Source organism: Vibrio sp. 378, from assembly GCF_033339435.1.
The window spans coordinates 346236-367125 of the sequence record NZ_JAWOUO010000002.1; the positions used below are offsets into that span (position 1 = coordinate 346236).

At 45.9% G+C, this 20890-nt stretch carries 23 protein-coding genes; 10 read left to right on the forward strand and 13 right to left on the reverse strand.

All coding sequences use genetic code 11. The annotated features are described in order from the left end of the window. The first annotated feature begins 70 nt into the window (after positions 1 to 70). Positions 71 to 358 (forward strand): hypothetical protein, encoded by a 288-nt coding sequence (locus R7Q48_RS04970; protein WP_005375002.1) that lies wholly within the window; start codon positions 71 to 73, stop codon positions 356 to 358. Here the strand turns inward: R7Q48_RS04970 and R7Q48_RS04975 are convergent. The 4 genes from R7Q48_RS04975 to R7Q48_RS04990 form a co-directional block, all read right to left on the reverse strand. Further along, positions 355 to 573: a DUF6500 family protein gene (locus R7Q48_RS04975; protein ID WP_005375001.1), complete on the reverse strand. Its 219-nt coding sequence runs from the start codon at positions 571 to 573 to the stop codon at positions 355 to 357. The two genes, R7Q48_RS04970 and R7Q48_RS04975, sit on opposite strands and share 4 nt — an antisense overlap. A gap of 10 nt (positions 574 to 583) precedes the next feature. Then, positions 584 to 961, reverse strand: a complete 378-nt coding sequence (locus tag R7Q48_RS04980; protein WP_005386881.1) for a PH domain-containing protein — start codon at positions 959 to 961, stop codon at positions 584 to 586. 112 nt (positions 962 to 1073) lie between these two features. After that, positions 1074 to 1289, reverse strand: a complete 216-nt coding sequence (locus tag R7Q48_RS04985) for a TIGR02450 family Trp-rich protein (RefSeq protein ID WP_005374999.1) — start codon at positions 1287 to 1289, stop codon at positions 1074 to 1076. Between the two features lie 138 nt (positions 1290 to 1427). Next, the gene (locus tag R7Q48_RS04990) at positions 1428 to 1901 is read right to left on the reverse strand and encodes an HPP family protein (RefSeq protein WP_005374998.1); all 474 of its coding nucleotides are present in this window, start codon (positions 1899 to 1901) and stop codon (positions 1428 to 1430) included. Between the two features lie 98 nt (positions 1902 to 1999). On the opposite strand from R7Q48_RS04990, the gene R7Q48_RS04995 reads away from it, so the two are divergent. Continuing rightward, positions 2000 to 2545: a TetR/AcrR family transcriptional regulator gene (locus R7Q48_RS04995; RefSeq protein ID WP_042521682.1), complete on the forward strand. Its 546-nt coding sequence runs from the start codon at positions 2000 to 2002 to the stop codon at positions 2543 to 2545. 84 nt (positions 2546 to 2629) lie between these two features. Here R7Q48_RS04995 and R7Q48_RS05000 read toward each other — a convergent pair whose 3' ends face one another. Both R7Q48_RS05000 and R7Q48_RS05005 read right to left on the reverse strand, forming a co-directional pair. Then, positions 2630 to 5053, reverse strand: a complete 2424-nt coding sequence (locus R7Q48_RS05000) for a formate C-acetyltransferase/glycerol dehydratase family glycyl radical enzyme (protein WP_256903050.1) — start codon at positions 5051 to 5053, stop codon at positions 2630 to 2632. 2 nt (positions 5054 to 5055) lie between these two features. After that, a complete protein-coding gene (locus tag R7Q48_RS05005; protein WP_237035907.1) occupies positions 5056 to 5997 on the reverse strand; it encodes a glycyl-radical enzyme activating protein in 942 nt (313 codons plus the stop codon). A gap of 258 nt (positions 5998 to 6255) precedes the next feature. Between R7Q48_RS05005 and R7Q48_RS05010 the strand changes: the two genes are divergently transcribed. Beyond that, positions 6256 to 6930: a fructose-6-phosphate aldolase gene (locus R7Q48_RS05010; protein WP_256903051.1), complete on the forward strand. Its 675-nt coding sequence runs from the start codon at positions 6256 to 6258 to the stop codon at positions 6928 to 6930. A gap of 376 nt (positions 6931 to 7306) precedes the next feature. Here the strand turns inward: R7Q48_RS05010 and R7Q48_RS05015 are convergent, their stop codons facing one another. The 5 genes from R7Q48_RS05015 to R7Q48_RS05035 form a co-directional block, all read right to left on the reverse strand. Then, positions 7307 to 7441 (reverse strand): hypothetical protein, encoded by a 135-nt coding sequence (locus tag R7Q48_RS05015; RefSeq protein WP_005453163.1) that lies wholly within the window; start codon positions 7439 to 7441, stop codon positions 7307 to 7309. Further along, positions 7438 to 7866, reverse strand: coding sequence for a DUF2809 domain-containing protein (locus R7Q48_RS05020; RefSeq protein ID WP_256903052.1), 429 nt, complete (start codon positions 7864 to 7866; stop codon positions 7438 to 7440). Before R7Q48_RS05020 ends, R7Q48_RS05015 begins: the two co-directional genes overlap by 4 nt. After that, positions 7853 to 9193 (reverse strand): cell envelope integrity protein CreD, encoded by a 1341-nt coding sequence (gene creD / locus R7Q48_RS05025; RefSeq protein ID WP_256903053.1) that lies wholly within the window; start codon positions 9191 to 9193, stop codon positions 7853 to 7855. Before creD ends, R7Q48_RS05020 begins: the two co-directional genes overlap by 14 nt. A gap of 75 nt (positions 9194 to 9268) precedes the next feature. Beyond that, positions 9269 to 10711 (reverse strand): two-component system sensor histidine kinase CreC, encoded by a 1443-nt coding sequence (gene creC, locus R7Q48_RS05030; RefSeq protein WP_256903119.1) that lies wholly within the window; start codon positions 10709 to 10711, stop codon positions 9269 to 9271. Continuing rightward, a complete protein-coding gene (locus R7Q48_RS05035; RefSeq protein WP_206953150.1) occupies positions 10711 to 11421 on the reverse strand; it encodes a response regulator in 711 nt (236 codons plus the stop codon). The genes creC and R7Q48_RS05035 overlap by 1 nt, the downstream gene beginning before the upstream one ends. A 259-nt stretch (positions 11422 to 11680) precedes the next feature. On the opposite strand from R7Q48_RS05035, the gene R7Q48_RS05040 reads away from it, so the two are divergent. Beyond that, a complete protein-coding gene (locus R7Q48_RS05040; RefSeq protein ID WP_238843718.1) occupies positions 11681 to 12193 on the forward strand; it encodes a DUF2799 domain-containing protein in 513 nt (170 codons plus the stop codon). A 34-nt stretch (positions 12194 to 12227) separates the two neighbouring features. Here R7Q48_RS05040 and R7Q48_RS05045 read toward each other — a convergent pair whose 3' ends face one another. Together R7Q48_RS05045 and R7Q48_RS05050 are read right to left on the reverse strand one after the other, a co-directional pair. Beyond that, the gene (locus R7Q48_RS05045; protein ID WP_033906688.1) at positions 12228 to 12686 is read right to left on the reverse strand and encodes a GNAT family N-acetyltransferase; all 459 of its coding nucleotides are present in this window, start codon (positions 12684 to 12686) and stop codon (positions 12228 to 12230) included. A gap of 24 nt (positions 12687 to 12710) precedes the next feature. Beyond that, on the reverse strand, positions 12711 to 13181 hold the full coding sequence (locus tag R7Q48_RS05050; protein WP_238843719.1) for a GNAT family N-acetyltransferase: 471 nt from the start codon (positions 13179 to 13181) through the stop codon (positions 12711 to 12713). Between the two features lie 132 nt (positions 13182 to 13313). Here R7Q48_RS05050 and R7Q48_RS05055 point away from each other — a divergent pair, with 132 nt between their 5' ends. From R7Q48_RS05055 to R7Q48_RS05080, 6 genes are all read left to right on the forward strand, one after another. Next, on the forward strand, positions 13314 to 14504 hold the full coding sequence (locus tag R7Q48_RS05055; RefSeq protein ID WP_138939454.1) for an MFS transporter: 1191 nt from the start codon (positions 13314 to 13316) through the stop codon (positions 14502 to 14504). Further along, positions 14479 to 15447, forward strand: a complete 969-nt coding sequence (gene yidZ, locus R7Q48_RS05060) for an HTH-type transcriptional regulator YidZ (protein ID WP_054574895.1) — start codon at positions 14479 to 14481, stop codon at positions 15445 to 15447. The genes R7Q48_RS05055 and yidZ overlap by 26 nt, the downstream gene beginning before the upstream one ends. Positions 15448 to 15588: 141 nt before the next feature. Then, on the forward strand, positions 15589 to 16458 hold the full coding sequence (locus tag R7Q48_RS05065; RefSeq protein WP_171344805.1) for a DMT family transporter: 870 nt from the start codon (positions 15589 to 15591) through the stop codon (positions 16456 to 16458). A gap of 388 nt (positions 16459 to 16846) precedes the next feature. Next, positions 16847 to 19021, forward strand: coding sequence for an FUSC family protein (locus R7Q48_RS05070; protein ID WP_054574893.1), 2175 nt, complete (start codon positions 16847 to 16849; stop codon positions 19019 to 19021). A 10-nt stretch (positions 19022 to 19031) separates the two neighbouring features. Continuing rightward, positions 19032 to 20675 (forward strand): TolC family protein, encoded by a 1644-nt coding sequence (locus tag R7Q48_RS05075; protein ID WP_033906682.1) that lies wholly within the window; start codon positions 19032 to 19034, stop codon positions 20673 to 20675. Continuing rightward, positions 20675 to 20878 (forward strand): DUF1656 domain-containing protein, encoded by a 204-nt coding sequence (locus R7Q48_RS05080; RefSeq protein ID WP_064354953.1) that lies wholly within the window; start codon positions 20675 to 20677, stop codon positions 20876 to 20878. The genes R7Q48_RS05075 and R7Q48_RS05080 overlap by 1 nt, the downstream gene beginning before the upstream one ends. Positions 20879 to 20890 lie beyond the last annotated feature (12 nt).

The window sequence follows — 20890 nt, forward strand, 5'->3', positions numbered from 1 at the left end:
AGGTCACCACTCTGATGGTGACCTCTCTAACCAAAGCCTCTGTTACTGTGACTTTTTAGTTGAGTTCTATATGCACATAACATCATCCGAAAAAAGAAAAAGCGACTTACTGAAGAAAGCCTTTTTATGGCTCATTGTCTTCGATTACCTTTTATTGGCGTTTTTCTTAACTCAGCTATCAAGTATGACATTAAATAGCGGAACCATGATCAGCTTGTTACTTGTAGTTTATAACGTCTTACTTGTTTCGCTATGTTTTCAACGAACCAACAAGCAGGACTCTTACATTATCTACCCTGTTTTGTCCGCAACGTTATTAGCATTTGTCTGCTTTCTTTACTTCTTTTTTTTAATTTAGCTCCCCGACTCGACCATTGATTTTACTTTTACTGCTTTTTCGAAGTGGTCGAGCTGATGAGTCTGAATCCACCACGTAGCCGCTTCCATCAACAGCTCTGGGTCGTCATTTTTATTAGCGAAAAACGCATAAAATGAGAGACCAACCAATTCACCTTTACTCGCGATCTTTTTGTCACAGACCTCTATAATTTTGTCTCTCAGCGAAGCTCTCATTTCTAATCCCTTAACCTAGTACATACTCACTAACCATACGGTTGAAAGAAATCAAATCAAACGAGCCTTTAATTTCAAAACGCACTCTTCCCACCTCACTCATGAAGAACTCGATTTCACAATCCAAATCAAAAGTACCAGAGGTCTCGATAGAAAATGCATTGATCTTACTGTAAGGCAAAGAAGTGTAATCCACTTTTGAGCCGGTAATCCCTTGCACATTTGCCGCTATCACTCGCTTGTTCGTAAACACCACTTGGTCACGAACTGTTTTAAAAGCAGCGAAAATAGTCTCACCATCAATCAAGAACTTAAGGAAGTCTTCTCTGGCATTAGAAACGTCAATCGGCTTAAGCTTAAATACAGAGGAATTGTCGAAATCAATCATAATTAATCCTTTGAGTGGGCGTTAGAACGAATTATCAACGTATCAGATAGCACCACTTTTGCCTACTCGCAACGCACGTTTCTGCTTGATTCGCCCAACAACGAAGCGTCACTCACTTCCACCCTTGCATCCATTGCTCAGAGTCTTTTAGGTCTTGCCAGTTCATCTCTCGGTCGCGTTTACTCATGACTGCCTCGATGACACATCTCACAACGTTACCATCTTCATCTAGTTCCATTTCCGTCACGACAAAATGCTTCTCTTTGTTTTTAGGTGAAATTGCCGTCCATTTACTGTGCAATAGTTTCTTAGGGTGGATTCTGTTCATCGCATTGTACCAATTTAACTACCATGTTGATGTATACGACTGAATACCAAGAGAGAATCAGATTTTGTTTTTGCAAACCGACAAAAGATAAAACCGCAAAAGAGATCACTCCCTTTCGCGGCTCTAACTACAATCCGACTAGGTCTTCTGACCATTCAGTCGAGGGTTTAAGTACTGACTTTGTAGCAACTGTAACCCTTTACCGACCAGAACAATCACTACCGCGCCAATCAGGACAGGCGTGAAGAGAAAACTCCATCCCTGCCCAGACGCCATGATCAAAATTGGATTTGCACCCGCAGGTGGATGAGTGGTCTTCGTAATCAGCATCGCAGAAACACCTAGCCCCGTCGCAATCGCGAGCGTGACCGGCGTGACGTCAACATACTGGCTAAACGCAATACCGATAGATGCCGTAATGAAGTGACCAATGATCACGTTTTTTGGTTGAGCGAGAGGGCTGCTAGGCACCCCAAACACCAACACCGCCGTAGCACCAAATGGCGCCATGAGAAGTACTACCTCAGTAAGAGATACCTCGGCGTAAGACAACACACCAATAGCCAACGTAGCGCCAAGCCCGGCAACCAACGATAAAATTAAATTATTCATAAACACCTCAAAATAGACCGAATTGTCTACAAAATAAAATAGACAAATCTGTCTACCTTTGTCAATATGTGTTTATGGAACTTTTTGAGGACATAGTTATGAACAAAAAGAAACAGTTATTGATCGACACAGCTTTGTCACTGTTTTATAAACAAGGCATCAACTCTATTGGCATCAATGAAGTCCTCAATGTTTCCGGCGTGGCTAAACGCACGCTATATAACCATTTTGAGAGCAAAGAAGCGCTTATCATCGCCGCATTAGAACAACGCCACCAAGTATTTATGGAATGGTTAGAGGAAAAGCTTTCTTCAGCACAAACGTGCGCGGAGGTGATCGATCAGTTATTTACAGCACTCAACGGCTGGTTTCATGGCTCTGAAGAAAAGTTGGGCGAGTTTCGCGGTTGCTTTTTCATCAATACGTCCGCGGAATTCAGTGACGACAGTGGCGAGATCGCAACGTATTGCCGCTACCATAAACAGCAAGTCAGAGAGCTAATTCAACGCTATCTCAAATCAGAAAACGCTTCATTACTCGATGCCATTTGCATCATGAAAGAGGGCGCGATCACTACCGCTTACATGACGAAAGAGTACGACAACGTCACGAAGAAATGCGTGACCATTTTGCACAAGCTTTAATGCGTTCAGGTATAGTCATTTGCGGATTAAGTATTCAAACCAAAGGCACCAATCGGTGCCTTTTGTTTTAGTTAGTCAGTGTACTTACAGCTCGTGCTCAGTACGTGCGATGATGTCGTCTTGCGCGTCAGGTGATAGCGCGGTGAAGAAGGCCGAGTAGCCTGCGACTCGCACAACAAGATCACGATATTGTTCAGGGTTCTTCTTCGCGGCTAACAAGGTCTCGCGAGAGACGATGTTGTACTGCACGTGCCAGCCTTTGTGGTGGTTGAAGAAGGTACGAATCAACATAGAAAGCTTGAGCTTATCCCCTTCAGACTCTACCGCTGCCGGGCTTAACTTCTGGTTAAGCAGCACGCCACCAAGGATCTTATTCGCTTGGATTTTACCGACCGAGTTGTACACTGCCGTTGGACCTAAACGGTCTGAGCCAGATGACGGGCTCGCACCTTCTGCCAATGGCGTTTTCGCTTTACGACCGTCTGGCGTTGCCATGGTGGAAGCACCGAATGGGACGTTTGCCGAGATACTTGATGTACCAGCGTAATAACCGCCGCCAATTGGACCTCGACCATAACGCGTATTAACGAACTGCTCTAGCTCATCAATGTACACTTGGTACGCGTCTGCCAGTAGTTGGTCTACTGCGTCATCATCGTTACCGTATTTTGGTGCAAAGTTGATAAGACGTTGGCGAAGCTGTTCGTTCTCCATTCCGTCGAAATCTTCAGCCAATGCTTTTGCCAGCTCTGGCTGAGTGATTTGCGCGTCATCGAAAACAAGGTGCTTGATGGCTGCTAGGCTGTTACCCAAGTTTGCAATACCGACTTGCAAGCCGGATACCCAATCGTATTTCGCGCCACCTTCTTTCACGGTTTTACCGCGAGCCAAACAGTCATCCACCAGCGTTGAACAGAAGATGTCTTGTGCCTGCTGTTCAAGCACACTGTCGACTACCGTATCAATCTCAATCGATTTACGGGTGTAGTAGCGGATTTGCTCTGCCCAAGAAGCCGTCACTTGCTCAAAGTTCTCAAAGTTACCTTTTGCTAATGACTTATCGTGCGGCAAGAAGGCTTTACCCGTTGTTGCATCCACACCTTCGTTCAATGAAGCGAGCAGGATACGAGCGAAGTTAATGAAGCTCATACCCGTACAACGGTAACCCCATTTGCCCGGAACCGCCGTCTCGATACAGCCGATAGATGCGTAGTTGTAAGCGTCTTCTTTCTCTACGCCAAGCTTGATGAATTCAGGAATAACAATCTCATCGTTGTTGAACGCTGGCATACCGAAGCCGCATTTAATCACTTCAATACAGCCCATTAAGAACTCTTGGTTTAAACCTTCATGGTAACGCACACTCAAGTTAGGTTGCGTCGAACGTAACTGACCACAAGATTCCAGAATCGCCCAAGAAAGTGGATTCACTGCATCTTCAGGCTCACCCTTTTCATTCAACTTCTGACCGCCGATACACACGTTTTGATACAGCGGAGAACCTGCCGATGCTTTTGAGTGTGCACCAGAGCGAATCTTGTTTACTTCAAGCAACTTCAACCAGCAGCTTTGTAAAAGCTCTAGTGCGAAGTCTTTCTCAATCGTGCCGTTTTCGATATCGCGAACATAAAATTCGTTGAGGAATTGGTCCATACGACCGAAAGAAACCGAGTGACCGTTCGATTCGATTTGTAGCATCAATTGAACGAAGTAGCTCAATTGCAGTGCTTGCCAGAAGTTTTCCGGCGCATCACTCGCGACATGACGACAGTTTGCCGCAATGCTTTCTAACTCAGCTTTGCGCAGCGGGCGTGTCTCTTCTAACGCCATTTTTGCCGCCAATTCAGCGTAGCTCACCATGTGATCTTGAATGGCAAGCAGTACAATTTCGACCGATTTGTAGAACTGCTCTTTCTTCAAGCCTTCAAAGGTCGAAACATCATTGTTAGCACGGTGCTGACGAACATCCTCTAGCAAACCGTTCATGCCTAGCTTAAGGATTTTCTCGTTATCCACCGCTAGGTGTGCGTCACCCGAAGTCATGTTGCCTTCGGCTTTAATGATGGTGCTGGCTAAGATTTCTTGCTGCTCATCAGTAAACAAGCCATAACAACGGTCTTGAACGGTTTTACCGCGCCAGTACGGTGTGATGCTGTGGATGCTTTGCTTATCTTCTTCAGTGACCGCAAAGCCTGCACCAGGACGGTCGGCTAGCTCATCAATTTCCGCTTCAATCCAACGTACAGTGTATTCTGGAAAAATAGGCGCAGCGCGCACTTTGCTCGCTTGGTTACCGACGATCAATTCATCGTGTTTAATCCAAATCGTACGAGTGCGTAAGTGCTCTTGCAGTGCTAGCGCACGTTGGATAATTACAGGTTTGTCTTCGTTTGCTTGGTAAGCACGAGTGTATGCCTCTGCACGCTCGGTACAGACAGGTGGCGTTACGATATTTACCAGTGCCGATTTGTGCGCTTTGATACGCTCAGGAAGGTAATTCAGGTCCATAGTTAACCTCTTACAATCACGTTAAGTTGGGTGTTTTCGCTTGCGTATTGCATGGCGCTTTCTAGCAGTTCTGGTTTGTTTAATGGCTTGTCAGAACACTCGTAAGGCATATCGAGCAAACGGTATTTATTGATGCCGAGCGTGTGGTACGGCAGCAAGTGAAGTTCTTGGCAGCTTTCTAGTGAAGCCGCAAAATCGATGATGTCTTTCAACTCTTCGATGGTGTCATTGAACCCCGGCACAACGGGAACGCGAATCACAATGCGTTTCGCGATAGGTGCCAGTTTTCGGAAATTGTCTTTGATGCGTTTTAGTGAACCTTTCGCCCAGCTAAGAAACTTCTCTTCATCGGTATGTTTTAAATCCGCCAACCAGCAATCAATATGCGGCGCGGCTTTTTCGACGTTCTTCCACGGCACATGCATGCACGATTCAATAGCGGTAGAGACTTGGTTGTCATGCAGACGCTGTGCGAGTTCTGCTACCAAATCCGCTTGCATGAGTGGCTCACCACCGGAGAAGGTCACACCACCTTGGCTTTGGTCGTAGAAAGGTTTGTCTTTCATTAAGGTGTCGAACAGCATGTCTGATTTCGCTTCTTCACCGCAAACTGTCAGTGCTTGCGTCGGACAGACGTTTCGCAGCGCGATCAGTTGGTCTTCTTTGATGGCTTTGCGATTGATGATGATCTGGTTGTCGATGCGTTGAATACCATCACCCACCGTTTCACTACCCGCAGTAGATTGAGTTGTAGCTTGATAAGCAGAAACGCACAGTTGGCAATCTTCCATACAGCTTCGCTGATCAAACAACAGTGAATGCTTTTCGCTGCGACTTTCTGGGTTTTGACACCAAGGGCAAGACAAGCTGCATCCTTTAAGAAAAAGAATGGAACGAATGCCATCGCCATCATGGGTAGAGAATCGTTGAATATTGAAATACATCTCTGCTTGCCTCTTGGTCTGTGCTACCGCTGTGTACCTAATTCGTTTCTTTCTTGCTGGTTAAGTCTTATCAGCGGCTTTTCTTTGTTCTAACTGAAAGCTTCATTTGAGCGTTTACAAGTTTCACTTAACTTTCACTTAATGAAATTATTATAGCTTCAAATGAAATTTCAATTGATCAAAATCAAGATCTCGTTCGATTGTCAGATCTATAGTGATCCCATCATCAAAACGAAGATTTTGTTTAAGGTAGAAACCATGATTGAACTTTATTTAGATACTGCTGATGTGGCAGAAGTAAAACGCTTTAACCAGTGCCTACCGCTAAAAGGCGTGACGACAAACCCAAGCATTTTGGCGAAGTCAAAACAGGGACTGAATGAAACCCTAGCAGGCATGCAAGAAGCACTTGGCGGTACACCTCGCTTTCACGCTCAAGTCGTGAGTTCAACCGTCGAAGGCATGGTGGCAGAAGCGCGCCAACTGAATGAATTGCCTTACGATATGGTGGTAAAAGTGCCAGCAACAGAAACCGGCTTAGCGGCAATTAAGCTAATGAAAAAAGAGGGAATTCAAGTTCTTGCTACCGCGATCTATTCAGCTCAACAAGGGTTCCTTGCAGCACTGTGCGGTGCAGACTACCTAGCGCCTTACGTAAACCGCATTGATGCGATGAACGGCAACGGTGTTGAAGTGGTCGCGGATCTTCAATTGTTGCTCGATCAAAACCAACTACCAGCGAAGATTTTGGCAGCGAGTTTCAAGAATACTCAACAAGCGATGGAGGTGATGAAACTGGGCATCGAAGCCATTACATTGCCAACCGATGTGGCGGCACAAATGTTCGCTCACCCAGCAGTAAAACCTGCGGTTGAACAGTTCGATAAAGACTGGAAAGAGGCGTTCGGCGATAAACTTTCATTTGAAAGCTAATTAAAAGTAGCAGCTAGATGTCTTAGTTAGGGTCTATTGAACTTTAATGGTTAAATTTTGTTCGAGATAAAAGCGTTTTAATCGCGGCGAGAGGTTTGCCGCCTAGTCATTCTAAGCAATTACCTCTCAACAAAGAGTAAAACGCTTTTAGCCGAACCCTTCGGGCAGCGTTTGTGGTTCATTTCTACTTCATTACCGGCTTATCAGTTACACCAACTACATTTCAAATGTCTCTGCCTCATATAAATTACCCACAAATAGCTGCAAAAATCAGCTTGAAAGCTCAATAGACCCTATTAATAAAGGGAATCTTAACTCACCCTGTGCGCCGGTGAACTTAAAGTTCCCTTTTGTATTTCATATAAACAGGTGAGGTTTACAGCAGTTCTCTATTGGTCAGTGACCAAAGGTACACGCGCTTGAGTAAACTGATTTTGATCCTTTTACGAATACCTCGTTTGGAATGGCGGAGTCGGTTTGGTAGCGCAATGGCTTTCATCTCGTTTTTCATTTCTTTTCCATCCACCAACACAGTAGACCTCCGATGCAGTAAGCCAGCATATCTTTCCAATCAAATGTGACGCCCAAAATTACAGCCAGAGGGGATGAAGATTCGATACCAAGCCAAACTGCGACCTGTAACAGTTGCCCTAACTCAACAGCAAACGCAATCAACACCACCAATGAAACCAGCCAGTTAACAGGCATGGAGAACAAACTTGCAAGAAAGTAGTAGAGCCAAACCACAACGAGAACGTCACCAAATGTCGGACGAATAAAGCTGTCTCGAACATAGAGCGCAATAACGACCAATGCGATAAAACACACCAAGCTTTTCAGTCCATTTTTTGCAGAAAATTGCAGGCGGATAGCAGACGTCTCTTCAACCATATTGCTTGGCTGCCCAGTGAGAATTGCTCGTTTAAACATCTTCATGATTCGCCTTTGCACTTTCTTCTGCTTTCTTATTTCGTGCGTACCAGTCGATGTTGCGTGTAATAACCATAGTGAAGCTCAAAATCGCGAAACACAGCAATGTCCCCATAACCAATGCGTAGCTCTCTGCTTGTAGCAAGCCAAACAGTAATCCGTAGAGAGTGAGCAAACACGCTCCGAATATCGCGCCGTGTTTGGTGTTGCTCAACATACCGCTCACATACACACTTAAAAGCCCCGTCGATGCGACTGCTGACACCACATACGCCCAGTTAAAGCCGAGGTGTTCACTCATCGAAATCAGCAATAGATAGAAAAGCGCTAAAGCCAGACCAATAAAACCGTATTGTACTGGGTGAACCGGACGCGCTTGGAACAGCTCCAGCAAGAAGAAACTCGCAAACACTAATGTGATAACCAACAGTGAATAGTTCACAGCTCGATGGGACTTCAAATAGTGGTCCACGGGATCAATCAAATCTACGCCCATTTGTCGCTGTTCAAGCTCGTGACAAGCGTGACTCGATGACAAACAGCTTTGGAACAGCTGCGCGATATTGGTAGAGAAATTATTGCTCGCCCACTGTGCATTAAATCCATCTTCGGATACCTCTGACGACACTGGTAAGTAATCACCGATAAAGCTTGGATGAGCCCATGTTGAAGAGAGCTCAACCGTTGTTTGACTGCCGATTGGTGTGACTTGAAGCTGACCCATCCCTTGCAGCAAGAAGTTAAGATCGAACGCCAAAGGTTGTTCTGCGTTTAGGTCTGCGAGTGTCAGAGCACTGTGGAAGCCTTGTGGTAACTGATCTAACCCCGTTCCCGGTACGACTTCGATATCAGAACTCGCCATGGTCATGTCATCCAAACGAATCAATCCGCGGCTGTCTTCAATACCAACCACTAGGCTCATGTTTTCAATATCAAGCCCCTGCAACGCCGCGAGATCGTCTGCATCAAAAGTGCCTTTCAGTGCCACTTGTGCTTTGTATAAACGCGCGCGGTAAATGCCTCGGTACTTTTCAAAACTGTCCAGATTCGCGCTCATATCAAAAGTGCTAGGTAAGAGGAATTTACGACGCTCTTTAATCTGTACTTTGTCATCTCGGTAACTGGTTTCGGTGTAGTTAACCATGATGAATGGACCAATGATGCGCTGCTCGCCGCTGCTGCTGCGTGCGATGTCGTTTCTAACTTCATCTTGGCGATATGAGCGTTCTGAGATCAGCCCAGTGACCATTGAAAGCGGGATTTGCAATAAGACAAACAAAAACAGCACGAAGGCGAACTTCGTGCCGAGTTGGTTATTGAGGATCTTTTTCATGTTTCATTCTCCATTTGCTGATGGGAGTAATCTAAATCAGCAATTTGGAGAACGAATGGAGCTAATGTGGAGTTTCTATGGAGTTGGTAAAACCAGCGTCACTTTCACGCCAGAATCGACGTTTTCGACTTGCAACTTACCCTTGTGCAGTTTGATCACTTGCTCAACAAAATTCAGCCCGAGCCCAGTGCTCTTAACACCATTTTCCCGAGCGAGGGAGTAGAAGCGCTCGGTTAAACGAGGCATTGCATAGTCGGGAATGTGAGGACCTGAATTGAAAATCGACAAGCACACTTTCTCTTTCGCGACCTCAGCTTTCCATTCAATGCATCCCTCCGAATCAACAAAATCCAGCGCATTGTCCATCAAGTTAAAAACGGCTTGTTTCAGCAAGAAGGCATCACCAAGCACGGTGAAATGTTCATCAATTTGAGTGTTGGCAATCAAAGACTTAGCACTCAAACGCGCATCCGCCGATTCAACCACTTCATTGACCATTTGTTTTAGCGAGATAGCTTCGACTTGTTCTAGTTCAGGGCGCTTTTCAAGACGAGCCAGTTCTAGCAGCTTATCAATCAATGACTGCATGCGATCGCTTTCTCGCTCAATGTTGCCAGCAAAGCGTGTGACCTTTTCTTCAGGCAACGGCATTTGCAATATTTCACTCGCGCCTTTAATCGCTGATAACGGACTTTTCAGCTCATGAGTCAGCGTCTGTACGTACTCTTCCACATATTGTTTGCCATCGAGCTGATTGCGCATTTTCTCTAATGCGTCGCTTAGCGTACCGTACTCGTAAAAGATACGAAATGTTGGCTTAGAGACCTTTTCACCCTCACCCATTTTGGTCGCGTAGTCTTCTAGCTTGTTCAGTGCCGAGTGAATTCGCCAAGCAAACAATGCCCCTGCCAATAGCACTAAACCACTCATCCACACCATCCAAAACAGCACATTGCGTTTAGAAAGATCGATGAAGGGTTGTACTGAGCGATTGGATTTTGCCACCGTCACGCTGCCAATGATTTCGCCTTTGTGATAAATGGGTGCAGCAACGTGCATAACGGTTGAGAGCGGATCTTTCGGGTCTTCGATGGTACTGCGCGCGCCGTATTGACCACGCAACGTGAGATACACATCGTTCCATTGCGAGTAGTCTTTGCCTACGTCTTGCTGCCAAGAATCCGCAATCACAATGCCTTGTTTATCTGTGATGTAAATTCGATGGTTAATCGCTTTTTTGCCGATTTCCCAAATGCGCGCTTGAGGCTCTCGCTGTCCATAAGCCGTTAATAGTTTGGAGAAGCGATTCTCAGACAACTTGTCATTCGCGACGTCTTCTTCCGCCAATACCGCAAGCAAGTTCGCCATATCCACCAGCGTCTCTTCGGTGGTTTGGCGCACGGTTGGCTTAAGTTCTTGGACAACCGTTTTGCTCACCATGTAAGCCGTCATCCCGACTAAGATGAAGTAGAGAAAAAACAGTCTGAGTCCAAGCGGGATCTTCGGCCAGCGATTCATCATTCACCTTTAATGCAGTAAAAGTAACCAAAGCCACGTTTGGTACAGATGCGTTCAGACATCTCAAACGGCTTCAACTTATGGCGAATGGCTTTGATATGGGTATCGATATTACGCTCATATGCAGCCTCTGGCGCCATGTCTGCCGCGATCATAAGTTGCTCTCGACTCAATACATTGGAAGAGACGGAAATCAGCTTATCGAGGATCTTAAATTCCACCGCAGTTAACCCAAGCATTTGCCCGCCAACACCGTAGTCAAAGTTCTGCGCAACCAAATCTTGACTAAATTGAGGTTGATCTGGAACAGCCACAGGCTCTGGTTTGTGCTCCATCATTGGCGCTTTAGCTTTGATTCGAAGTTTAATGCGAGCCAACATTTCGCGCGGGCTAAATGGCTTAGTCACGTAATCATCCGCGCCAATCTCCAAGCCCACGACGCGGTCAATTTCATCGCTTCTTGCGGTGAGAAAGATAATGGGGATATCAGAAAACTCACGGATGGTTTTGCACAATTCAAAACCATTGCCATCCGGTAAGCCTACGTCTAAGACAAGTAACGCTGCGGAGTTGTGCTGTAAAAAAGCTAAGCCCTCTCCTGCTGTTGCAAACCACTCTGCGTGGTAGCCATCCATCTCTAATACATGAATCAGGTTCTCTGCGATAGCAGATTCATCCTCGATAATAAGGACGGTGGGTTGTTCGCTCAATGTCTTAGCCTCATTGACGGTGTTTATCTTTATGTTGGTATTATCACTTAATTTGGAGCCAAGGCTAGTGGATTGATGCAGCAAAGGCGCAGTTCGTGGATAATACTAATCAAACACACTTCTATTCAGCATAATAAATTTATCACTTAGATTAATGAGTCACCACAATTGTGAATACAATGATTTCAACCATTGATATGAACAGTGTTCATTTTAAACTCAAGTTATCAATTCGATTTTATTTAAAGGACAGTCACTGATGAAAAGAGCGCTAATCCCCCTGGCTTTACTGACTTTGCTCTCAGGTTGCGCCAGCATGTCTCCGGATGAGTGCAAAACGGCAAACTGGTACAACGTAGGTTATCAAGATGGCCGAGATGGCAACGATCCAAACATTATCAATAGCTATACCGAAGACTGTGGTGAAGCGGGTGTGACACCCGACCGAGCGAAATGGAAAGAAGGCTTTGATAAAGGCACTATCCAATATTGCTCACCAGACAATGGGTACACTGTCGGTATCGAAGGCAAAGAATATTACGGTGTATGCAGCAGCAAAGAGTTTATTGAGAACTACCAGTTAGGTCATAAAGAATATCAACGCCAGCAACGCATCCAACAAATCGATACTGAAATCTCGGTCATCGATAATCAGCTTGATGGCAATCCAGACAAAGATAATGCCAAGAGACTGAAAGAGAAGAGAAAGCGATTGGCTGACGAGCGTTCAAGCCTCTTGTCGCCAACCATCAACTTGAATCTGAATTTCTAAATCGATTGGATTTAGCTTCTAAAAATTCATGGCCCTAGCTCAGTTCTAGGGTCATGAATTGACTGTTCGGATCGAGTTCGTAATCCCCGAACGGCTCGCAGTACACAAAGCCATGCTTTTCATACAACAGGCGCGCTGGTTTAAAAAACTCCATCGAGCCCGTTTCTAAACTCAAGCGCTGCAAACCTTTTTGCTTCGCTTGCTCAATCACATGAATCAATAATTGAGATGCCACACCTTGGTTTCTTGCCGTAGGCGTGGTGCGCATGGATTTCAGCTCCGCGTGTTGGTCATCCAACTCTTTAATCGCCGCACACCCAAGCAGTTGCTCACCTTTCCATCCGGTCCAAAATGTCACTTCTGGCGCTTTGAGCTTATCTAAATCTAACGCATGCACGCTTTCTGGTGGTGACGTGGCGTACATGTCCTGTAAATGTCCTTCCAACATCGCTATCACTTGCGGCCGTTCTAAATTGTCGATTTCAATCCTCATCTTTCCATCCTTGGTTTTTCCTAGCTAAAGCGGCTGTCTCATAATGTGTTGCGGTCCAACGGGGCCGCCGTGGTAAAGCTCATTGGTATCTTCAAACCCTGATTTTAAATAGCACTGATAAGCGGGTATGTTGCGGCAATTCACAGTGAGATAAAGCGCATCAAACTCGGGATAATGGCGTTTGGCGAAATCGGCAAACTGTTGAATGGCTCGCTTGGCGATGCCTTTGCCTTGATGACGGTGATCCACCAGCAAAGCACGTACGCCTAAACTGTTTTTCGGGCAAAAATCGTATTTCTCGCTGTAAGCAGCATCAAATAGAAAAAAGCCAACCACGTCATCGTCTGCCAAAATCAGATGCGGAAGCTCTGTGGGTTCAAGACGTGTAAGCATTTCACCCACATCCGCGACCGTAAACTGCGATTGCTCTTCTAGAACGCTAAGTTCGCAAGTGTGTTCATGTCGCTCAGGCGAATACTTTTCAATAGTAATCATAATCTTCCTTGTTGTTTTTATGCTCAATTCATACAGGGTATGTCGTAAATAGAAATACCTAGTGTCGTATTTCCCACTCGCAGGCAAACGTTTAGCACTCTATTATCCTCGCCATTCGATAGAGAGGTTTCCATGTCCCGTTTTTTACTTTGTAGTTTTGCACTCGTTTTACTCTACCCTACTGCCATTGATTTGTATCTTGTTGGTTTGCCTCAAATTGCGTCAGATCTCAACGCCAGTGAGTCTCAGTTGCATATTGCGTTTTCGATCTATTTAGCTGGCATGGCTACCACCATGTTATTCGCGGGGAAAATTGCAGACTCTGTGGGACGAAAGCCTGTTGCCGTCGTCGGCGCGATGATCTTCGTGCTCGCGTCTTTTCTCGGCGGGATGGCTGAGCAACCAAACACTTTCTTGATTGCTCGCTTTTGCCAAGGCATCGGGGCTGGATCTTGCTATGTCGTCGCGTTCGCGATTTTACGCGACACATTAGACGATGAACGCCGCGCGAAAGTATTGTCGATGCTCAATGGCATCACCTGTATCATTCCAGTGATCGCACCCGTGATTGGTCACTTGATTATGCTGAAATTTCCTTGGCCGAGTTTGTTTACCACGATGGCAGGAATGGGCATTCTCGTCAGTGTATTGGCCATTTTTGTTCTCAAGGAATCACTACCCAGCCAACAAGGTGAAGAACAGACAACGCCAGAGAGCCATCAAGAGACTTTCTTCGAGCGATTTTTTATCAGTAGGCTGATCATTACTGCACTTGGAGTGACCACCATCCTGACCTTTGTTAACGCTTCACCAATTGTTGTGATGAGTATGCTTGGTTTTGATCGCGGTGGCTATTCTTCCATCATGGCGGGGACTGCGACAATCAGTATGTTGATTTCGTTCTCGGCGCCATTGGCATTGGGGATTTTCAAGCAGCGAACCTTAATGATGAGCTCTCAAGTATTGCTCGTTTGTTCAGCCATCGTGCTCAGTGCAGCCCATTTCCATGATGGACAACCTTTTTACTATGTGTTCGGACTTGGGCTGATTTGCGCAGGCTTCGCTTGTGGCTTTGGCGTGGCCATGAGCCAAGCGCTCAGCCCATTCTCTCAACAAGCTGGCGTGGCAAGCTCGTTACTGGGCATTGCTCAAGTTTGTAGTTCCGCGTTCTATATTTGGTTTATGGGTTTCATCGGCGTTACTGCACTGAATATGTTGGTGTTTATCTTAGTGCTAGGTAGCGTAATCAGCCTTGCTCTAATACTATTGATTCCAAAGCCTGTTCACGATACCCATTATGAAGAAATCCCTAGCGCGACTTGATTTAAACTTACTGTTCACTCTGCAATTATTGTTGCAAGAGCAAAGCGTCTCGAAAACCTCGAAAAAGCTGAACGTTACGCCCTCTACCGTAAGTAAGTCGCTCAACAAACTTCGTCATTGGTTCGATGATCCTTTGTTTGTCAAAACACCTAAAGGTCTTGCGCCAACGCCTTTGGCGCAAAGCATGGAGCAAGATCTTGCAGAATGGCTGCAAATTGGCAGCCAGATTGCAGAAAAACGCAGCGATATTACGCCTAAAGGAGTGCGTTTTGATATCACGATTGAGTCGCCATTAGTGCTCACAGTGCTGGACAGACTCATCGTAGCTATCCACCAGCGATACCCTGAAGCGAAAGTAAAAACCAGTAACTGGGATTACGATTCACTCGACGCCATCATTCGAGGCGAGGCGGATATCGGTTTTACCGGCCGAGAAAGTCACCCGAGATCGAAAGAGTCGTTGGATCTTCTGCCGTATTTCTTGGATTTTGAGATTCTATTTTTTGACCTGCCGATGGTGTATTTACATAAAGATCATCCGGCATTACAGCAAGAGTGGAATCTCGAGACCTTTCTGAGCTACCAACACATCAATATTGTTTGGGAAAAAAGTGAAACTTGGGCGTTGGATGAAGTATTAACGGAACTAGGGCTACAGCGCTCTATCGGGCTGACGATGTCCAACTTTGAGCAATCCCTTTTTATGGCAGCGCAGCCGACGCATGACATGATCACCACCGCGCCGCACTATTGCAAAAGTTACACAGAAAAGCTGCATCTCGATTTGGTGTGCTTGCCAATTCCATTAGACCAAGCTCAACAAGACAAGTTACTGATTCCATTTACCATGATTTGGCATAAACGCAATGCGTACAATCCCAAATTGCTATGGTTGAAAAACACCATTAAGTCATTGTACAAACAACCTTCCCAACCACAGTAAGACTCAGGCTAAGGTCAGGTTTTATCTGGTTATTTTTAATGACTTTCTTGCTCTGATAGCTATAACTAATCACTTTATCAACTAATAAAAATGTTCTTTTGGATCTACACTAGCTGTTCATTTACACGCTAAGGATCAAGGATGTCGACCTTTTTACTCACTGCTATTGCAATGCTGGCGTTCGCTGCTAATTCATTATTGTGCCGACTTGCCTTGGCAGAAGGGTTAATTGATGCAGGAAGCTTCACGCTCATTCGATTGATATCCGGCGCTGTTATCTTAATCGCAATGCTTGTCGTGAGAGGTCAGTGGAAAACCGATCGGCCAACTTCTCGCTTTCGCTTTTTTGCTGGCGTGGCGTTATTTGGTTACGCTGCCCTTTTCTCTTTCGCGTACTTACAACTGGCGACAGGAACTGGTGCTTTGCTTTTGTTTGGTGCCGTGCAACTTACATTACTGGCAATCTATTGGTGGCAAGGTGAGCGCTTTCAGTTTCTCGAAGTCATCGGTATCGGTCTTTCAATTGTTGGATTTGTTTGGTTGATGTTGCCATCTGCCACTCGCCCCGATATTAGCTCTGCACTTCTTATGTTGATTTCTGGCGTTTGTTGGGCTGCGTTTACTGCGCTCGGTAAACAAGCGCCTTCTCCAAGTAGTGGCATCACGTGGGGATTCATCGCTGCATCAATAATTGGCGTGCTCCTTTCGCCATTAATCTTGTCCTCAATCCAACTTTCTTTGAGCGGAGTGTTGCTCGCTATCGCATCTGGTGCCATTGCCTCTGGCCTTGGTTATACACTTTGGTACCAAGTCGTACGTAAGCTCTCTTTACTTCAAGCCGCCGTCAGCCAACTTTCCGTGCCAGCCATTGCTTTACTACTCGGCAGCATCGTACTCCACGAGCCTCTTTCACTGCATACTCTTTTAACCAGCGGCATCATTCTTGGTGGGATCGCTTTGGTTTTTTTATCTCGATCCAAAAAAACAAACGAACAATCGGCAAGCCGATAAAAAGTAATAACTTTCCCTCTCAAATACCCATTCATCATCTATGCTTTTTAAAGCAGTAAAGCTCATTGCAGATGGTACAAGTGGTCTGCTTTGGTACCAGGCGAAGAATATAAGGTGAGAATTGGCTCACACAATGCAGCGATTTTGTTTCAAAAGTGAGAATCATCACAGATCGCGAGTTTGCTCGTTTTAGGCGTTTCACCAATAACGCCAAGGGCTAGCACGAGATCAAGCCAAATACGCACTTTTTGTTTTGACAAAGGGTTTACAAAGCACACTTTTTCACCCGCTATATTCCGCCCCCCGAATTTATTCAGAACAAGATTCTGATTATTCATATAAGAAATTCATCAACTTATAACGATAAGCCTGAGCAAACTTTGACACTATGAACGACAAAATAAAATTCGCTATTAAAGTATCGCTTAGCCTAACTCTGGCTTATCTGATCCCGTTTGCCATGGGTTGGCCGCAAGCATCGACGGCCGCAACCACAGTGATGCTGATTGCATCCACAGGCAGTCGTCGTGAATCCCTCGCCAAAGGTACCTTACGCGTGTTAGGTACATTGGTTGGTGCCGTGGTTGGCTTGTTACTGGTGGGGTTGTTTGCTCAAGATCGCTTGCTGTACATGCTGAGCGTGTCGGTTGTGGTCTCTTTCATTTTTTACTTCCGTAATGCCTATCAAAAAGATCCTACGCTACTCATGCTGACCGGTGTGATGACGTTGATGATGTCCAATGGCGGTGACGCAGAAGGTGCGTTCCTTTATGGCGTTGACCGCGCCTATATGACGGTGTTTGGGGTGGTGGTTTACACACTCGTGGGAACTTTCTTATTCCCGACCAAAACAGAACAAAACCTAAGACAGCTCATCGAACAACTCAACCAAGCACAACGCGCGTTGTTCACCGCTATCTTGCAAAATTTCGAGCAAAAATCGGCAGGGCAAATCTCTCCTCAAGAAGGCGGAGAAGAAAATCCAGAAGCTGAAGAGCCACAACCTAGCGTGGACACTCTCATCGAACAGATGTTTGCCGCCCAAAATGCGCTCGAACAGCGCTTTGCTACGGTCAGTGTGGAATGCAGTGACGTGTCGGCCTACATGAAAGAGTGGCGCTTGGCGGTTCATTTGAACAAGCAGGTAACGCAACAATTGACCGTTGCGGCGCACAGCCACTTTAGCCACCAGCAAGACCGTGAAAGCATCAGCAACTTTGATCAAGCCGTTGCGGAAATTGACGCGCTATTTGATACCTGCCAACAAGTCTGGGACGAAAAAGAGCCCGCTTTTCGTGCTCAGGAATTCAAAGTCAAATACAACCAAGCGTTGCTAGAAGACGCAGCTCACCTAGAGAAAGGCTCTGCGCTTACGCTTGGTCACCTGTTGGAACTGATGCATCAAAACTTGTCGCGTTTAGCGGAGAGCATTAGCTGTATTGACTCTGTGACGAACAATGTCTCCTTTGACGTGCCACTGCCGAAACCGAAAGGCAAGTTTCTATGGTGGGACGCAGAAAACTTTAAAACTGCGGTCAAAACCTTTGTTACCTATTGGGTTGCAGGACTGATTTGGATTTATTTCAATCCACCAGGCGGCTACTCGTTCGTGGTCTTCTCGACCATGTTTATGTCTTTGCTGTCGTTCGTGCCTGTGCACCCAATTTTGTTGCTTGTGCTGTTCACTTTCGGCTTCTTGTTCGCGGTGCCTTCTTACGTCTTCATTCTTCCGCAATTGGATCTCGGGTTAGAACTTGGCCTGTTCATCTTTATCTACACCTTTATCGGCTTTTATCTGTTTAACGGGCCAGTGACGATTTTCTATATGATTGGCTTGTTTGTTCTTGGTTTAGACAACAACATGTTTTATCACTTCGGGATCCTCATGACGATCATGCTGTTGTTCTACATGGTGGTGTTCATGATTATTTTCGCGCACTACTTCCCGTTTAGCTCACGACCAGAACACCTCTTTTTGACCATAAAAGAACGCTACTTCCGACATACCCGAGAGCTGTTCACTACCTATCAACAGCAGTCCAGCTCGGTTATTACGCCGCTCAAACGGGCCTTGCACTTGGTGACGCTCAATGTCTCATCGAAAAAGCTCAAAGTCTGGGGTTCGAAAATCAACCACAAACACTTTGATAAAACCACGCCAGAAGCGATTGGCGCGTTTAGCAAAGCGTGTGATGTACTCAGTAATCACATCAACATCTTAATGGCCGCCGAGAAAAAGTTGATGGCCAATCCGCTGATTACTCAGCTTCGTCAACAACACCGCGATTCCATCATTCCTTTGATGGCAGGCGCTTTAGCCAGCCATCAAGCAACACAAGAACTCGACTCCGTATTCGACCAATACAGTCAGGATTACCAAACATTCGAAGATAAACTGGAAGATTTTTTTAGTGAGTTGGATTTATCTGACTACTCTTATTCAGAGATAGCCGGTTTTTATATCTTGCTGAATTTAAAACGGAACGTGTTCGAAGCAATCAAGCATTGCAAGCAAACCTACGAGGATATCGATTGGGTGAACTTACAACAGAAGCGTTTTTAAAGGTGGGGATATGATGCTTCCAAAACTAACCAAACCAAGCCTCGCCATACTTTCTTTGCTCGGACTAAGTGCGTGTACCACGGTAGGACCAGATTATGTTCATCCAAAGCAGGCGCCACTGCCAAGTGACTGGTCGGTGCAAAAAGCAGCCAAAGATACGCAGCAATCAGAGCAACAGCTACAACAATGGTGGCAGCAATTTAATGACTCAACTCTTAATCAGCTGGTTGAGTTGGCGAGCAAACAAAACCTCGATTTAGAAGCCGCAGGGCTACGAATTGTCCAAGCACGTTCATTGCTTGGTATTTCGACTGGCTTGCAATACCCACAAGTTCAAACCGTGTCAGGAAACCTAGCGCGTGCCTACGTAAATGATCAGGGCGTGAATAACGCCACTTTGTCGTTTGATGCTGCTTGGGAAATGGATGTTTGGGGCAAGTATGCTCGCGGTATTGAGTCGGCAGAAGCGGGTTACTACGCATCCATCGCATCGTATCACGACATCATGGTCACTATAACCGCCGAAGTGGCACGCAATTACATCAACTATCGCACATTCCAAGAACGTATTTTGCTGTCTCGCCGCAACATAGAGATTCAAGAGCGTGTCGTCCGCATTACACAGGTGCAGTTCGACTCTGGCAACGTTACAGAATTGGACGTTCAACAAGCTAAAAACCAACTCTACACCACCAAAGCAGCGTTACCGAGCCTCGAAGTGGCAATGAAGCAATCACGTACTGTGTTGGCTTTGCTACTGGGTCTGTTACCAGAAGAAGTAGATCGACTGCTACAGTCGGATGGGATGCACAAGCAAATCGCTGAGTACGAAGCCCAGTTCAAATCGACGGGCAGAAAATCGGCGCTATCGGGCACCGACGAGCGTTCCATTGTGCCACGTCCACCGCTTTTGGATACGCAAGTGGATGCTAACTTAGTGATGCGACGTCCGGATTTGCAAGTCTCTGAGATGCAAGCTCGCGCGCAAAGTGCGCAGATTGGCGTGGCAGAAACCGCTCTGTACCCAAGCTTTTCGTTGTTCGGTTCCATCGGTATCGACAGTACGGTTCCCGATGGCAGCAGTTTCAGTTTTAGCGATTCGCTCACCATGGTGGTTGGCCCAACGTTCAGTTGGAATATTTTCCAATACGGACGCGTGAAAAATAACATTCGTTTCGAAGATGCTCGCTTCCAAGAAACACTGACCAACTACAACAAAAAAGTGCTGCAAGCCGTTAATGAAGTCACCAATGCAATCGAAGCGTATGACCTGTATTTGCAGCAAAAAGATTTACGTTTGCAATCGGTCAACTCTTCCATTCGTGCATTCAATATCTCCATGACGCAGTACGAAAACGGCCAAATCTCTTTTGAACGTCTGCTCAACTCGGTAGAGAAAATGACCCGCGCAGAGGACAGCTACGCAACGATCAAAGGTAATGTTGCGAACCAAGTTGTCGCGCTCTACAAAGCCCTCGGTGGAGGCTGGCAAACCCAAACAGGCAAACCTTTCATCAGTGAATCGATTGCCACGCAGATGACAGAGCGCACTGACTGGGGAAGTTATTTAAATGAAGAAAACCGCGTATTGCCACCTTTGCGACTCGAAACTCCAGCTGAGACCAGTGATGAAAACAAAACGGAGGATCGGTAATGCCTCATGAACTCTCTTGGGGAGACGTTTACTTTTCTCCTACGCTACTCGTGCTCTTTCTCGCCGTCACGGCCACGTGGATAACGGTGATGATATTGAACAAGACACGTTTGTCTCGCTTCATCGCTTTTCCGTCTCTGACGTTTATTGCCATCATGGTCGCTTATGTGGTGGCCATCGACAGCTTTTATATTCAATTTTAGGTGCCAAACAAG